The following is a 14929-nucleotide window of genomic DNA, read 5'->3' as shown; positions in this document are numbered from 1 at the left end:
GAACAACGTTATGCGCACGTACGCCCAGCCGATCGCCGCCGTCGCCGGCGCGCTCGCCCTCGCCGTCACCCTCACCGCCTGCGGAGGCTCCTCCGCCGCGTCCGACGAGAAGACCGTCACCGTCTACAGCGCCGACGGCCTCAAAGGCGAGGCCGGAGACGGCTGGTACGACAAGGTCTTCGCCGACTTCGAGAAGAAGACCGGCATCAAGGTCAAGTACGTCGAGGGCGGCTCCGGGGAGATGGTGCAGCGCGCCCTCCGCGAGAAGAGCAACACCCAGGCCGACGTGATCGTGACCCTGCCCCCCTTCATCCAGCAGGCGGACTCCAAGGGCCTGCTCCAGCCGTACGAGCCCCAGGGTGCCGACCGGGTCGACGGTGGCGACAAGTCCGGCGACGGGAAGTGGACCTCCGTCGTCAACAACTACTTCGGCTTCATCCACAACAAGAAGGAGCTCGCCGAGGCCCCGAGGACCTGGGAGGAGCTGCTCGGCGCGGAGTTCGAGAACAGGCTCCAGTACTCCACCCCCGGTGTCGCGGGCGACGGCACCGCCGTCCTCATCAAGGCGATGCACGACTTCGGCGGCCAGGAACCGGCGATGGAGTACCTGAAGAAGCTCCAGGCCAACAACGTCGGCCCGTCCTCCTCCACCTCCAAGCTCGCCCCCAAGGTGGACAAGGGCGAACTCCTCGTGGCCAACGGCGACGTCCAGATGAACTTCGCCCAGTCCAAGTCCATGCCGAACCTCGGCATCTGGTTCCCGGCCAGGGGCACCGGCAGGCCGACCACCTTCGCTCTGCCGTACGCGGCCGGCCTGGTGGACAAGGCCCCGCACACCGAGAACGGCAAGAAGCTCCTCGACTTCATGCTGAGCGAGGGAGCCCAGCGCGAGGTCAGCGCGATCGGCGGCGGCTTCCCGGCCCGCGAGGACGTCAAGGCCACCGACGCCAACGCCATCGCACTCGCCAAGCTGATGGAGGGCGTCGAGGTCTTCGAGCCGGACTGGGCCGACATCGACAAGAACCTCACGACGTACGTCGACGCGTGGAAGTCCGCCACCGGAAGCTGAGAGTTCACCGCACGGCTCTGGAAAGCTCCGGGTGCATCGCGGAAGGATAACGGGTACGGACCAACGCCCCTGAGTATTCAGGGGCGTTGGCGTGTGTTCACACCGACCCCCTGACGGAGGACTCCGACATGCCGCTCACCGGCATCTCCCGCCGCACCGTGCTCGCCGCCGCCGGTGCCACCGCGGCCGTCGCCGCCACCGGACTCGCCACCGCCCCCGCCGCCCTGGCGGCCGCCTCGCCCACGCTCCCCAACGGCACCAGCAAGGACAAGGTGCTCGTTGTCGGCATGGACGGCCTGCGGTACGACCGGATCGACGCCGCGAAGGCCCCGCACCTCAAGTCCCTGATGGCGAACGGCACATTCGGCCGCTCCCTGCTCTATGCCAACCCGATGGCCGTGACCTCGTCGGGTCCCGGCTGGTCCACGATCTCCACCGGCGTCTGGCCCGACAAGCACGGCGTCAGGGACAACAGCTTCGCCGGCAAGAACTACGGCCAGTACCCCGGCTTCCTCGCCCGGCTGCACCAGATCCGCCCCGAGCTCTCCCTCTTCGCCGCCGTCGACTGGCCCGAGCTCGACACCCACGGCACCGTCACCCCGGGCGCCGACGCCAAACTCGTCTACAACAACGACTACGCCGTCAACGACCTCGTGATCACGGACATCACCGAGGACATCCTGCGCAAACAGAACCCCGACGTCCTCTTCGTCTACTTCGGCGAGACCGACGCGGCCGGCCACAGCTACGGCGCCGCGAGCCAGAAGTACCTCGACGCCATCGACGTCCAGGACGGCTACCTCGGACGGCTGCTCACCGCGATCAAGGCCCGCCCCGCGTACGCCACCGAGCGCTGGACGGTCATCGTCACCACCGACCACGGCCACACCGACGGCGGCGGCCACGGCGGCTCCGCCATCGAGGAGCGGCGCACCTTCGTCCTCGCCCAGGGCCCCGGCATCGCCGCCGGGCTCCGGCCCATCGACACCCGGCTCGTCGATGTCGCCGCCACCGTCTTCCACCAGCTCGGCATCACCCCCGCGCCGTCCTGGGGCCTCGACGGCAAGCCGATCCAGGAGCGCTCCACCGACCCCTTCGACGCGCTCCACGGGTCCCTCTCCGGCCGTGTCGACGAGACGGGCATCCCCGCCGGCGTCCTCGGCTTCACCCACACCGCGCCCAGCGGCTGGTCCGTCATCAACAACGCCATGGGCACCGGTGGCATGACCGAGTGGCGCGGCTGGTCCTTCGCCACCGACGAGTTCTGGTCCCGTTCCCAGCGCGACCAGTCCCGCGAGCTCAACGTCCGGGCCCGGGGCGTGTTCGCCGTCGCCGACTCCGACGAGTGGGCCGACAAGGCCTTCTCCGGTACGTACGACTCGACCCTGGTGACCCCCGCGTACGGCGTCTCCGGGTCGTCCTCGGTGACCCTGGACTTCACGACCTTCTACCGCCAGGAGGGAGCCCAGTCCGCCCAGGTCCTGGCGAGTTTCAACGGGGGCACGCCCACCGTGGTCAAGAGCTACACGGCCGACGTGATCTCCAAGCCGCAGTCCCTCACGGTCGCCGTCCCCGCCGGCGCCTCCAGCGTGAGCTTCCGCTTCCGCTACACCGGCGCCAACAACTGGTACTGGACGATCGACGGGGTCAAGGTCACCGCGTCCTGAACGACAGGGTCAGGATCAGGACATCCTGACTAGGCTTGGGGGCGTCGCCACAGCGCTGTCGCGGCGCCCCCAGCACACCGCACGTTTGTACGGCAGGAGTCCCGCACCCATGGCAGAGCGCAAGCCGATCGAATCCTGGCTGACCGACATGGACGGCGTCCTCATCCACGAGGGCGTGCCGATCCCCGGCGCCGACGCGTTCATCAAGAAGCTGCGGGAGACCGGGAAGCCCTTCCTGGTCCTCACCAACAACTCGATGTACACGGCCCGCGACCTGCACGCCCGCCTCGCCCGGATGGGCCTGGAGGTCCCCGTCGAGAACATCTGGACCTCGGCCCTCGCCACCGCCAAGTTCCTCGACGACCAGCGCCCCGGCGGCACCGCGTACGTCATCGGCGAGGCCGGTCTCACCACCGCGCTGCACGACATCGGCTACGTCCTCACCGACCACGCCCCGGACTACGTGGTGCTCGGTGAGACCCGTACGTACTCCTTCGAGGCGATGACCAAGGCCGTACGCCTCATCAACGCCGGCGCCCGGTTCATCTGCACCAACCCCGACGAGACCGGCCCCTCCCTGGAGGGCCCGCTGCCGGCCACCGGCTCCGTCGCCGCGCTCATCACGAAGGCCACCGGCAAGGACCCGTACTTCGCGGGCAAGCCGAATCCGCTGATGATGCGCACCGGTCTCAACGCCATCGGTGCCCACTCCGAGACCAGCGCCATGATCGGCGACCGGATGGACACCGACATCCTGGCCGGTCTGGAGGCGGGCATGCAGACCTTCCTGGTGCTGACCGGCCTGACGACGCAGGCGGAGATCGACCGCTTCCCCTTCCGCCCCTCGAAGATCGTCCCGTCGATCGCGGACATCGTCGACCGCGTGTAAGGGCCGCCCGCCCGTCCCCTGCGGATGCGATCAGTGCGGATCCGGGTGAACCTGCCCCTATCAGGAGGTCACGATGCGTTCAGGTCCCATTGCTCTCCGTGCCGCAGGGGCGGCCTTCGTACTCGCACTGGCACCCGCCGCCGGTGGCGCGTACGCCCACGACGGGGTGAAGGTCACCGTCACCCCCTCCATCGCCGAGCCGGGCGCGGACGTCGACGTCCGCGTCCAGGGCTGCAAGGGTACGACCGGTGCCGTGAAGTCCCCGGCATTCGTCGCCGACGCGGAGCTCACCGGCCGGGACGGCGGGGGCTCCCCGCTGTTCGGCGACACCACGATCAGGTCCGGCCTCCGGGACGGCACGTACAAGGTCGGCGTGACCTGCGACGGCCACGACCACCCGGACGCCGGCACCGTGCGGGTCGAGCACCGGAAGCCCACCCAGGACCCGACGCACAAGCCGACGCACAAGCCCACGGACAAGCCGGAACACCGGCCGAGCCACCACGTCAGCCCGGTCGCCCCGGTCCGCGCGGGCGGCGGCACCGCCGCGTTCGCCGCACCGGCCGCCCCCGGCGTCGCCCAGACCACGAGCGAGAGCGGACTCGGCACCCCGTACACCCTGCTCGGCCTCGGCATGGCCGCCGTCGCCGCCGTCGCGGTCGCCTTCCGCAGCTCCCGCCGCCGCGCCGACGGCTCCGGTACGGGCCAGGAGTGACGGTGCCGTCCGGAACCCGCCCGGCGGGCAACGGGCGACTCGTCACCGGCGTGACCTGGGCGCTGCTCCTGTCCGGGCTCTGGCTCTGGGGCCGCGAGGCCGCCGAGGGCCCCGGGGGCAGCTCCGCGCCGACCACCGGTGACATCGCCGCGGTCGGCCGGCCGCTCGGCGCGGCGCTGCCCCCGGCCCGCGACCCGCTCCCGCCCGTCGCACCCCAGCGGATCGAGATACCCTCCCTCGGCATCAGCGCGCCCGTCGTGGCGCGCGGCCTCGACACCACGGGGGCGATCGAACCGCCGCCGTACGAGACGCCGCACACGGTCGGCTGGTTCGGCGCCGGCACTCCGCCGGGCGCGGCCGGCCCGGCCCTCCTCGTCGGCCACGTCGACACCGACACCCGGCCGGCCGTCTTCTACGGACTGAGCGCGGCCCGGCCCGGCGCCGAGGTCCGCGTCACCCGTACGGACGGATCGGTCGCCGCGTTCACCGTGGACGACGTCCAGGTCTACCCCCGGGAGCACTTCGACGCCCGGAAGGTCTACGGCGCCCGCGAAGCGCACCGCGCCGAGCTCCGCCTGATCACCTGCGGCGGCACCTTCGACCGCGCGACCGGCGCGTACACGGCGAACGTGGTCGTCTCGGCGTATCTGACGGGGTAGGCCGAGAGGAAACAAGGCCGGAAAACGACCAAGACCCCCTCACCATCGGTGAGGGGGTCTTGACTCTGCGTGCGCCGCCAGGGACTCGAACCCCGGACCCGCTGATTAAGAGTCAGCTGCTCTAACCAACTGAGCTAGCGGCGCCTGCTGACAGAGAGAACTCTACCCGACGTGCGGGTGTGCTTCCGACCAATACCGGTCACCACCGGCCTGTCGAATGGTCGTATAGACCCTTTAATCCGTCAAAATGCGATGTGGCCAGACAGTTGAGACACTCGCCCAAAACCAAGGGTCAAAAGATCTTGACGAGTGTGGAGGGGATTCCATGAGCGTGCCGGTCTTCGAGGAGTTCGAACCCGCGGCCGACTGCGGCTGCCCGGGGTGCGCCCGACAGCGGCGTGACCTCGCGCTTGGCCTGCCCGTCCGGGCGGGCGGACACCCCGCCGCCCACGGCGCCCGCCGGGCCCTGGTCCTGGTGACGGCGGCCGGCGTGGTCCTGGGAGGGGGCGGTGCCGGGGCGGCGACGGCCCTCCCGCCGCCGACGGGCCCGCTCACCCCGGCGGACCTGACGGACGGGGCGGTGACGCGGACCCCGGCCGACGCGGGGGCCGACACCCCGCAGGGAGGACGGGCGCCGCTGCACGGTGCGCCGGGCCCCGGCTCCCAGCCCTCACCGATCGCGTCCCCGACGGACAGTCAGATCTCGGCGGCGACGCTGCGGCGGACCTCCCGGGCCGAGATCATCAACCGCGCCAAGCTGTGGGTGTCCGCCCAGGTCCCGTACTCCATGGAGAAGTACTGGTCGGACGGCTACCGCCAGGACTGCTCCGGCTACATCTCGATGGCCTGGAACCTGCGCAGCAACGAGTGGACCGGCAGCCTCGACCGCTTCGCCGAGCGGATCGAACGCACCGAACTCCAGCCCGGCGACATCCTGCTCTTCCATAACCCGGCCAACCCGACGCGCGGCTCGCACGTCACGATCTTCGGCGGCTGGACCGACTACACCCACACCGCCTACGTCGCCTACGAGCAGACCAAGCCGCGCACGCGGAAGCAGCCGACGCCGATGGCGTACTGGGAGAACGCCAACCGGTACGTGGCCTACCGCTACAAGGGTGTCGTCAGTGGAGGCGGCACCGGCGGGACCGGCGGCGGGGCGGCGCCCACGGCGACGCCGTACCCCGGCGTGGCCATGTTCGGTCCGGGCGCGAACAACGCGCACATCACCCAGCTCGGCAGGCTCCTCGTCGAACGCGGCGGCAAGAAGTACTACAGCCAGGGACCCGGCCCGAAGTGGGGCGAAGCGGACCGGCGCGCGACCCGGGCGTTCCAGCTGGCCCAGGGCTGGAAGGGCAAGGAGGCGGACGGCCTGCCTGGCCCGGACACATGGCAGCTGCTCGTCACCGGCAAGGGGAAGAGCATCGGCGGTTCGAGTGGTTCGGGCGGGTCGAGTGCGCATGCGACGGGATTTCCCGGGCGTGGCTCCTTCCGTCCGGGCCAATCCAACGCATATGTGGAGAAGCTGGGCAAACAACTGGTGAAGCGGGGCTTCGGCAAGCACTACCTGTCGGGACCCGGTCCGCGCTGGACGGAGGCGGACCGCCGCAACGTCGAGGCGTTCCAGCGGGCACAGGGCTGGCGCGGCGCAGCGGCCGACGGCTACCCGGGCCCGGAGACCTGGCGGCGCTTGTTCCGATGACCCCGAGAGCATGAGGTGGACCCCGAATGACGGCATCGACCCCGAACCCCGCGGACTCAGGTGCGGCGGCCTCCCGAGACGCGGCCCGCACGGCCAGACGCCTGACGGACGGCACGCTCCCCCGCGCGACCTCCCAGGGCTCGCCCCCGGGCACCCCGCCGGCACGAACGCCGACGGAACAGGAGAAGACACGGACACCGGCCGCCCCCGGGGACACGGCGGTGACCCCGGCCGGGAGCGGCGGGGAGTCGCCGGGCGCGACACCGCTCGCCGAGGGCACCCCGGCAGCTCAGGCCGGGGGTGGTGGGGAGTCGCCGGGCTCCGGCGACGGCGCGGTTCCCGCCGGCGGCGGCACGCACGCACCCGCCGCGATGACGCCCGCCGGAGCCGACACGGCGGCCTCCGCCGTGAGCGGTGCCGCGGCCGGCGGGGGAGGAGGTGTGTGCGCGGCTGCCGCGGGTACGGCGGCGCCGCCCGGCGCGGCCGGCGCTTCGGGGGGTCCGGCCTCCGGTCCCGCCGCGGGCGAGGCGGGCTCCCTCGTGGGCCGTGCGCCGACGTCCGCCACGGGCGGTGTGCCGGGTCCGGACACGGCCGGAGTAGAGGAGTCATCGCCGGACGGGGAGTCCGGGGCTGCCGGGAGTCCGGAGGCCGGGCCCGCGCGGGGCCGGGAGCCGGTGCCGTCCGTGCCGGGCGGGAGTGGTGGTGCCTCGGCCGGTCCGTCTGTGCCGGGTGGGAGTGGTGGTGCCTCGGCGGGACCGTCTGTGCCGGGCGGGAGTGGCGATGCCTCGGCCGGTCCGTCTGTGCCGGGCGGGAGTGGCGGCGTCTCGGCCGGTCCGTCTGTGCCGGGCGGGAGTGGTGGTGCCTCGGCCGGGCCGTCCACGCAGGGCCGGAGCGACGGTGCCTCGGCCGGAACCGCCGGTACGGCGGCAGCCGGGGCGGCGGGACCTTCCGGCGCGTCGCCGACGCAGTCGGGAGGGCCCGCCTCCGGCACGTCGCCGGCTCGCCCGGCCGCGCCCGCGTCCGGCAGCTCGCCGGACCGGCCGGCAGGGGCGTCCGGACTGTCGGTGGTCATCCCGGCGGGCACCGCGGGCGCTTCCCAGGGCCGGCCGGCCGGGTCCGCCGACGGCGCGCCGGCGAACCGCTCCGAAGGGGCCGCCCGTACGCGCACCGGAACCGTCGAACCGCGGGAGCCCGGCGGCAAGCCCGCCGCCCGGCCGGTCGTCGACCTCGCACTCCCCTCCGGCGCTCCGGAGCCGACAGCCGAGCGCCACGACCCCCTGCCCGACTTCGGGTCCATCGCCGGTGCGCGCGTCGGTACCGTCGCCGTGCCCGTCGCCGCCGTCGCGCGGGTGGCGCGGCGCAAGAACGTGATCGGCGCCGAGACCACCGGCTCCATCCCGGTGCATCTGCTCTTCCGGGACGAGCCGGGGACCGTCGTACCCCTGGCGGCGGGTGACGACGACGGGGGGCCCGACACCGTCGCCATGGCCGCGCCCACCCTGCCGGGGAAGGGCCGCGCGCCCGCCATCCCGGCCCCGTCGAAGGTGCAGGGCCAGACCGGGGTCGTGCCCGAGCCCGGCTCCAAGGGGCAGGCGGAGGGACAGGCCGGGACGCAGGTCAAGGCGCGGACCGGGAGGGCTCACGCCAGGGCCACCGCGCCGGCCTCCCGTCCCGCCCCCACCGCCGACCCCGCGCTCGTCGAGCGGTCGGGGCCGGTACTGCCCGGATGGGTCGGGGTGGCTGGCGGGGCCCTCGCGCTTGCGGGGTGCGCGGCGGTGGTGTGGTGGACCGGGGCGGTCCCGGCGGAGGCCGCGCGGATGCTGCGGCTGCCGGAACGCCCGTACCACGGCATCCATCTCGGCCAGTGGGCGCTCCTCGCGCTCGGTGTGGTGCTCACCCTGTTCGCGTTCGGCGGTCTCAGCCGGGGCCGGGTCGGCTACGCCTGGGTGCTGACCCTGTTCGGCGACTACCGCGGCACGGTCCGCCGTACGGGCCTGCTCTGGGTCAGCCCGCTCCTGCTGCGCCGCAGGGTCGACGTACGGCTCCGGCACTGGCGCAGTGAGCCGCTGTCGGCGGTGGACGCGAAGGGCACCGCGCTCGACGTCGTCGTGCTCGTGGTGTGGCGGGTGCGGGACACGGTCCGGGCGGCGCTCGGTGTCGACGGGCACGAGGACTACCTGCGGGAGCAGGTGGAGGCTGCGATGGCCCGGGTGCTCTCGCAGCTTCCCGCGGACGCGTTCCACGAGGACGCCCCGACGCTCCGGGACGCGGAGGCGGTCGGCGAGGCCCTGACGCGGATGCTGTCGGCGGAGTGCGCCCCGGTCGGGGTGGACGTGTTCTCGGCGCAGCCGACGCGGATCGAGTACGCGCCGGAGGTGGCGGCTGCGATGCGGAGGCGTCGGATCGCGGCGATCGACGCGAAGCACCGGGACAGTGTGCTGACCTCGGTGGTGGACGCGGTGGACGACGTGGTCCACCGGCTGACCAGTCGTGGTCTGGTGGAGCTGGACGACTACGAGCGCAAGGCGCTGGTCAAGGATCTGACGGTGGCGTTCTACACGGGTCGGACGGGTCCTGTAGAGGGGGTGTGAGGGGATGGACATGTTCAACTTCCGTCCATACCTTGGTACTTGGTCCAGACCAAAATGACAGACTCGCACGACCCGCACGCGCGCGCACGGCCCAACGGAACTCCCCCACGTTCTCCTGGAGCGACAGCATGCGCAAAAAGTCACTCGGGGCGGCGGTGGTGGCGCTCGGCGTCGCCGGCGCCACCCTCTTCGCCTCCGGCAGCGCCGGCAGTCACGGCTACACCGACGCGCCGATCAGCCGCCAGAAGCTCTGCGCCAACGGCACCGTGACCAACTGCGGCCCCATCCAGTGGGAGCCGCAGTCGGTCGAGGGCCTCAAGGGCTTCCCCGCCGCCGGTCCCGCCGACGGCAAGATCTGCTCGGCCGGGCTCACGCAGTTCGCCCAGCTCGACGACCCCCGGGGCGGCGCGTGGCCGGCCACCCGGCTCACGGCGGGGCAGAGCTACAGCTTCCGCTGGCAGTTCACGGCACGGCACCGCACCACCGACTTCCGGTACTACATCACCAAGAACGGCTGGAACCCGGGGCAGAAGCTGACCCGGGCCGCGCTCGACCCCCAGCCGTTCCTGACCGTCCCCTACAACAGTCAGCAGCCGCCGGCGACCCTCTCGCACTCCGGGACGATCCCGGCGGGCAAGACCGGCCGTCACCTGATCCTGGCGGTGTGGACGGTCGCGGACACCGCGAACGCGTTCTACGCCTGCTCGGACGTCAAGTTCTGACGGCAGGCCAGGCCCATCAGGCCTGATGCCACCCCTGCCGGGGGGCGAGCCGCACCTCGGCATCCCGCTCGACACCACGCCGGAGTCCCCGCTCCGGCTCAGCACGGCGGCCCTCCCGGGGGCCGCCGTCACCCCCTCGTCGTGAGCCTCCGCCGTACCGGGGCGAGCCCCACCCGCGCCGCCCCGGCGGTAGGCCCAGCCCCGCGAAAGCGCGGCCCCCCGCGGTAGGCCCAGCCCCGTGAAGGCGCGGCCCCCGGGTGGTAGGCCCAGCCCCACCACCCGGACGCCCTCCAGGGGCATGGGCACCACCGCCCCCGCCCCCTACCGTGGCGCCCATGGACCCCCGCACCCCCTGGCAGGCCCTCGCCCGCCCCCGTTTCCCCCGGAGCTCCTGGCCCTGGCGGGCCGTCGGATATCTCGCCACCGGCGGCGTCCTCGGGGGAGCCGCCTGCCTCGTGTTCCTCGTCCTCGGCGTGTTCTCGCTCTTCCTGGTCGGGCTGCCGCCGCTCCTGCTCTCCGGGCTCGCCCTCGGCGGTATCGAGCGCCGGCGCCTCCGGTTCGTCGACCTGGACCCGGCCCCCGATCCGCACCGCGTCCCCGCCGCGCCCGGTCTGGCCGCCTGGCTCCGGTTGCGGGCGGGGGAGCAGGCGACCTGGCGGGAGCTGGCGTACGCCCTGCTGCTCGCGACCGTCCTGTGGCCGCTCGACCTCCTCGCCCTCGCGGTCGGTCTCGGCCTGCCCCTCGCGCTCCTCAGTACCCCGGTCCGGTTCGCGGTGGACGGCCAGGAGGCGAAGGTCGTCAAGGTGTATCTGGTCACCTCCTGGCCGGAGGCCTTCGCCGCCGCCCTCGTCGGCGTGCTTCTCCTCGTCCTCCTCGCCTACCCGCTCACCGCCGTCGCCGGGGCCCGCGCCGCCCTCGCCCGTGCCCTGCTCGCGCCCCGGGAGTCGGGGCAGGGTGACGGCATCGGCGAGGTCATCGCCTCCCGCGCCCGGCTCGTCGACGCGTTCGAGGCCGAGCGGCGCCGGATCGAGCGCGATCTGCACGACGGGGCCCAGCAACGTCTGGTCGCCCTCACCATGACCCTGGGCCTGGCCCGGCTGGACGCCCCGCCGGGCGGCCCGCTCGCCGACCGGCTGGCGAAGGCGCACTCGGAGGCGGGGCTGGTCCTGACGGAGCTGCGCGAGCTGATCCACGGCATCCATCCGCAGGTCCTCGCCGACTACGGGCTCGGCCCGGCCCTCGCCGACGCCGCCGACCGGTCCGCCGTGCCGGTGGTCCTCGACATCGAGCTGCCCCGGCTTCCGGTGTCCGTGGAGAGCGCGGGCTACTTCGCCGGCTGCGAGGCGCTCGCCAACATCGGCAGGCACAGCGGCGCCCGCCGGGCGCGGATCACCGCCCGGCACGAGGGCGGCGTCCTGCGGCTCGACGTCGAGGACGACGGGCGGGGCGGCGCGGATCCGGCCGGGGGCAGCGGTCTGACGGGGCTGGCCGACCGGATCGCGGTTCTCGATGGCACACTGGCGATCATGAGCCCGAAGGGCGGGCCGACCCTCCTGCGAGTGGAGATCCCGTGTCCCGTACCGACGGAAGACTCCGCACCGACCGAAGGCTCCGCGTCGTCCTCGCCGAGGACAGCGTCCTCCTCCGGGAGGGGCTGATCGGACTCCTGGCCCGTTTCGGGCACGAGGTCGTCGCCGCCGTCGGTGACGCCGACGCCCTGCGCGAGGCCGTCGCCGTACATGATCCGGACATCGTCGTCACCGACGTCCGGATGCCGCCCGGTTTCCAGGACGAGGGGCTGCGCGCAGCGGTCGCGCTCCGCGCCGAGCGGCCCGCCCTGCCGGTCCTCGTCCTCAGCCAGTACGTGCAGCGCAGCTACGCCGCCGATCTCCTCGACGCGGGTGACGGCACCGGCGTCGGCTATCTGCTCAAGGACCGGGTGGGGCAGGTGGAGGAGTTCCTGGACGCCCTGGCCCGGGTCGCGGACGGCGGTACGGTCGTCGATCCCGAGGTCGTACGGCAGCTCCTGCGGCGGCACCGTGATCCGCTGGAGGCGCTGACCCCGCGGGAGCGCGAGGTTCTGGGGCTCGTCGCGGAGGGCCGTTCGAACGGGGCGATCGCCCGCCGCCTCGTGGTGACCGAGGCGGCCGTCGGCAAGCACATCGGCAACATCCTGGCGAAGCTGGACCTGCCGCCGGCGGGAGACACCCACCGCCGGGTCCTCGCCGTCCTCACGTACCTCAGGGGGTGAGCACGGGGACACGAAGAAGCCCCCCGCTTCCGCGAGGGGCTTCTTCCGTCTGTGCGCCGCCAGGGACTCGAACCCCGGACCCGCTGATTAAGAGTCAGCTGCTCTAACCAACTGAGCTAGCGGCGCCTGCTGACAGAGAAAATACTACCTGGTCCCGCGGGGTGCCACTGACCACCCCGCGAGACACCCCTCAGGCCTCCCTCGCGCCGCGTCCGGGCCTCAGATCGCCAGCGAGAGCACCACCGGCGCGGCCCTGCGGTTCAGCGTGTCGGCCGCCGAGCGCAGCCGGTGGGCGTGCTCGATCGGCAGGGAGAGCGCCAGGCAGCCCACGGCGGAGCCCGCCGTCAGGGGGACGGCGGCGCAGACGGTGCCCACCGCGTACTCCTGGAGGTCGAGCACGGGGACGGTCGGCGGCTGGCTGTCGAGTTTGGAGAAGAGGATCCGCTCGCTGGTGATCGTCCGGGAGGTCAGCCGGGCGATCTTGTGCCGGGAGAGGTGGTCGCGCCGGCCGTTCTGGTCGAGCTGGGTGAGCAGGCACTTGCCGACCGCGCTGGCGTGCGCCGCGGAGCGGAAGTCGACCCATTCGTTGACCTTGGGTGTGCGCGGGCCGTCGGCGAACTGGGTGATCTTCACTTCGCCGTCGATGTACCGGCTGATGTAGACCGCCGCGCCGACGGAGTCGCGGAGCTCGGTCAGGGTCTCCTGGAGCTTGGTCTCCAGGGCCTCGCGGCGGGTCATGCCGGAGCCGAGGAGGACGAGGGAGTCCCCGGTCACGTACGCGCCGTCGGCGACCTGCTCGACGTACCCCTCGCGGCGGAGCATGAGGAGCAGCGAGGAGAGGTGGGCGACGGGCAGGCCGGTTTCGCGCGCGATCTGGACGTCTGTCACTCCGCCACCGTGCCGCGAGACCGTCTCGAGGACGCGCAGGGCGTATTGCACCGAGTGGAACGGCGCGGTGGGCTCGGGCTTCAACGCCACGGTTTCCCCCTACCAGGTTGTGACCGCAAGCTTTCGTACCACGATAGCCGCCAAGCGCCGTTTGCGGGGCGGCTGTTGGCGAGAATGATGCGGAGCATCAGGGCCCTGTCCTGGGGCGCACCACCCTGGCATATGCCGGGGTCATGAGTGCGCGAGAGAGTCTGAGGTCAGCGCGGTGCGCGGAGGGCGTCGAGCAGGCGTTCGGCCCCTGGTGAACAGAAGATTTCTCCGGGGCGTGCGGGCGCTCTCGCGGCCCTGGCGCGGGCGGGCGGTGGCCGAGAAGCGACGGAATAAACGGAGACAGCCTCCTGTTACCCCCCTGACGATGTGCCCGCACGTGTGCCGAGGAGGGTCCCGAAGGTGACCGACGCTATTCGAGGAGAGGTGCGGGGAACCGCGCCCGTACCGCTGTCCGTACTGGACCTGGTGACCGTCGGCAGCGGAAGGACCGCGACCCAGGCGCTGGCCACCAGTGTCGAGCTGAGCCGGCTCGCCGAGCGGCGCGGTTTCCACCGGCACTGGGTGGCCGAACACCACTCCATGCCCGGCGTCGCCTCCTCCTCCCCGGCGGTGATCCTCGCCCACCTCGCCGCCCACACCCGGCGCATCCGCCTCGGCTCGGGCGGCGTCATGCTGCCCAACCACGCCCCGCTCGTCATCGCCGAGCAGTTCGGCACCCTGGAGGCGTTCGCCCCGGGCCGGATCGACCTCGGTCTCGGTCGCGCCCCCGGCACCGACGGGGCGACCGCCGCCGCCCTGCGGCGCAGCGCCACCCTGAACGAAGGTGCCGACGACTTCCCCGAGCAGCTCGCCGAGCTGACCCGGTTCCTGGACGACGACTTCCCCGACGGGCACCGGTACGCCCGGATCCACGCCGTGCCCGGCCCGGTCCAGGGCCCGAAGGGCCGCCCGCCGATCTGGCTGCTCGGCTCCTCCGGCTTCAGCGCCCGCCTCGCCGGCCTCCTCGGGCTGCCCTTCGCCTTCGCCCACCACTTCTCGGCGAGGAACACGATCCCGGCGCTCGACCTCTACCGGGACTCCTTCCGGCCTTCGGAGCACCTGGACACCCCGTACGCGATGATCGGCGTCTCGGCGCTGGCCGCCGACGAGGCGGCGCAGGCCCGCAGGCAGGTCCTCACGGGTGCGCTGTCGATGCTGCGGCTGCGCACCGGCCGGCCGGGGCTCATCCCGACGCCGGAGGAGGCGGAGACGTACGGATTCAGCCCGGCCGAGCGGGAGTTCGTGGACGGCTGGCTGGGCAACGTCGTGTACGGCACGCCGGACGAGGTCCGGACGGGTCTGGACGACCTGCGGAAGCGGACGGGCGCGGACGAGCTGATGATCACGGCGAACGCGCACGGCGGGGAGGAGCGGCTGCGGAGCTACGAGCTCATCGCGGACGCGTACGAACTCCCGGAGCTGCCGGACGCGTAGGGCCCGTCCGGCCACGGTCCGCGGGGCGGGCCGGAGGGAGTGTCCGGCCGATCGGGCCGGGCGCGGCGGCGTGTTCCCGGCCGGGGTCGGGCGGGTGAAAACCTTGGTCCTCGTGGCCGGCTGGTTCCTCCCCGAACCGGCCTCCCGGCACTCCTAAGTGAACCTTAAACCGCTCGTCACCGATGGTGGCGAGCGGTTCCGTTTTGTGCTGCACCTCTCTGACAAGGCCTTTCTTTCGAGAATTGGTCTAGT

Annotated in this window: 12 protein-coding genes and 2 tRNA genes; 11 read left to right on the top strand and 3 right to left on the bottom strand. The window is 72.7% G+C overall.

Annotated features, from left to right (window positions below):
* Window positions 1-10 precede the first annotated feature (10 nt).
* The 5 genes from ACFVYX_RS02170 (at window position 11) to ACFVYX_RS02150 (ending at window position 4999) form a co-directional block, all read left to right on the top strand.
* On the top strand, window positions 11-1069 hold the full coding sequence (locus ACFVYX_RS02170; RefSeq protein ID WP_389679353.1) for a 2-aminoethylphosphonate ABC transporter substrate-binding protein: 1059 nt from the start codon (window positions 11-13) through the stop codon (window positions 1067-1069).
* Between the two features lie 128 nt (window positions 1070-1197).
* Window positions 1198-2736 (top strand): alkaline phosphatase family protein, encoded by a 1539-nt coding sequence (locus tag ACFVYX_RS02165; RefSeq protein WP_389679352.1) that lies wholly within the window; start codon window positions 1198-1200, stop codon window positions 2734-2736.
* Window positions 2737-2845: 109 nt separating this feature from the next.
* Window positions 2846-3625 carry an HAD-IIA family hydrolase gene (locus tag ACFVYX_RS02160; RefSeq protein WP_389679351.1) on the top strand — a complete coding sequence of 260 codons (780 nt, stop codon included), beginning with the start codon at window positions 2846-2848 and terminating at the stop codon, window positions 3623-3625.
* Between the two features lie 73 nt (window positions 3626-3698).
* Window positions 3699-4340, top strand: a complete 642-nt coding sequence (locus ACFVYX_RS02155; protein ID WP_389679350.1) for a hypothetical protein — start codon at window positions 3699-3701, stop codon at window positions 4338-4340.
* The gene (locus ACFVYX_RS02150; protein WP_389679349.1) at window positions 4337-4999 is read left to right on the top strand and encodes a class F sortase; all 663 of its coding nucleotides are present in this window, start codon (window positions 4337-4339) and stop codon (window positions 4997-4999) included. The genes ACFVYX_RS02155 and ACFVYX_RS02150 overlap by 4 nt, the downstream gene beginning before the upstream one ends.
* 70 nt (window positions 5000-5069) lie before the next feature.
* Here the strand turns inward: ACFVYX_RS02150 and ACFVYX_RS02145 are convergent.
* Window positions 5070-5143, bottom strand: a tRNA-Lys gene (locus ACFVYX_RS02145).
* Window positions 5144-5324: 181 nt separating this feature from the next.
* Between ACFVYX_RS02145 and ACFVYX_RS02140 the strand changes: the two genes are divergently transcribed.
* From ACFVYX_RS02140 to ACFVYX_RS02120, 5 genes are all read left to right on the top strand, one after another.
* Window positions 5325-6701: a peptidoglycan-binding protein gene (locus ACFVYX_RS02140; RefSeq protein WP_389679348.1), complete on the top strand. Its 1377-nt coding sequence runs from the start codon at window positions 5325-5327 to the stop codon at window positions 6699-6701.
* 1064 nt (window positions 6702-7765) lie between these two features.
* A complete protein-coding gene (locus ACFVYX_RS02135; RefSeq protein WP_389679346.1) occupies window positions 7766-9292 on the top strand; it encodes an SPFH domain-containing protein in 1527 nt (508 codons plus the stop codon).
* 128 nt (window positions 9293-9420) lie between these two features.
* The gene (locus ACFVYX_RS02130) at window positions 9421-10014 is read left to right on the top strand and encodes a lytic polysaccharide monooxygenase (protein WP_389679345.1); all 594 of its coding nucleotides are present in this window, start codon (window positions 9421-9423) and stop codon (window positions 10012-10014) included.
* Between the two features lie 335 nt (window positions 10015-10349).
* On the top strand, window positions 10350-11672 hold the full coding sequence (locus ACFVYX_RS02125; RefSeq protein WP_389679344.1) for a sensor domain-containing protein: 1323 nt from the start codon (window positions 10350-10352) through the stop codon (window positions 11670-11672).
* Window positions 11585-12265, top strand: a complete 681-nt coding sequence (locus ACFVYX_RS02120) for a response regulator (RefSeq protein WP_389679343.1) — start codon at window positions 11585-11587, stop codon at window positions 12263-12265. The genes ACFVYX_RS02125 and ACFVYX_RS02120 overlap by 88 nt, the downstream gene beginning before the upstream one ends.
* 52 nt (window positions 12266-12317) lie before the next feature.
* Here ACFVYX_RS02120 and ACFVYX_RS02115 read toward each other — a convergent pair.
* Both ACFVYX_RS02115 and ACFVYX_RS02110 read right to left on the bottom strand, forming a co-directional pair.
* Window positions 12318-12391: transfer RNA gene (locus ACFVYX_RS02115), tRNA-Lys, on the bottom strand.
* Between the two features lie 93 nt (window positions 12392-12484).
* A complete protein-coding gene (locus tag ACFVYX_RS02110) occupies window positions 12485-13243 on the bottom strand; it encodes an IclR family transcriptional regulator (RefSeq protein WP_389679342.1) in 759 nt (252 codons plus the stop codon).
* Window positions 13244-13603: 360 nt separating this feature from the next.
* On the opposite strand from ACFVYX_RS02110, the gene ACFVYX_RS02105 reads away from it, so the two are divergent.
* Complete coding sequence (locus ACFVYX_RS02105; protein ID WP_389679341.1) at window positions 13604-14677, top strand: LLM class flavin-dependent oxidoreductase; 1074 nt, start codon at window positions 13604-13606, stop codon at window positions 14675-14677.
* Window positions 14678-14929 lie beyond the last annotated feature (252 nt).

This window comes from Streptomyces sp. NPDC058326, assembly GCF_042879855.1.
Classification (GTDB): Bacteria; Actinomycetota; Actinomycetes; order Streptomycetales; family Streptomycetaceae; genus Streptomyces.
Note: the sequence above shows the minus strand (reverse complement) of the source record. Positions and strands in the feature narration are given on the sequence as shown.

Excerpts from the sequence above, each read along its gene's own strand:
- ACFVYX_RS02170 (WP_389679353.1), top strand. The coding sequence starts at position 11 with ATGCGCACGTACGCCCAGCCGATCGCCGCCGTCGCCGGCGCGCTCGCC.
- ACFVYX_RS02165 (WP_389679352.1), top strand. The coding sequence starts at position 1,198 with ATGCCGCTCACCGGCATCTCCCGCCGCACCGTGCTCGCCGCCGCCGGT.
- ACFVYX_RS02160 (WP_389679351.1), top strand. The coding sequence starts at position 2,846 with ATGGCAGAGCGCAAGCCGATCGAATCCTGGCTGACCGACATGGACGGC.
- ACFVYX_RS02155 (WP_389679350.1), top strand. The coding sequence starts at position 3,699 with ATGCGTTCAGGTCCCATTGCTCTCCGTGCCGCAGGGGCGGCCTTCGTA.
- ACFVYX_RS02140 (WP_389679348.1), top strand. The coding sequence starts at position 5,325 with ATGAGCGTGCCGGTCTTCGAGGAGTTCGAACCCGCGGCCGACTGCGGC.
- ACFVYX_RS02130 (WP_389679345.1), top strand. The coding sequence starts at position 9,421 with ATGCGCAAAAAGTCACTCGGGGCGGCGGTGGTGGCGCTCGGCGTCGCC.
- ACFVYX_RS02125 (WP_389679344.1), top strand. The coding sequence starts at position 10,350 with ATGGACCCCCGCACCCCCTGGCAGGCCCTCGCCCGCCCCCGTTTCCCC.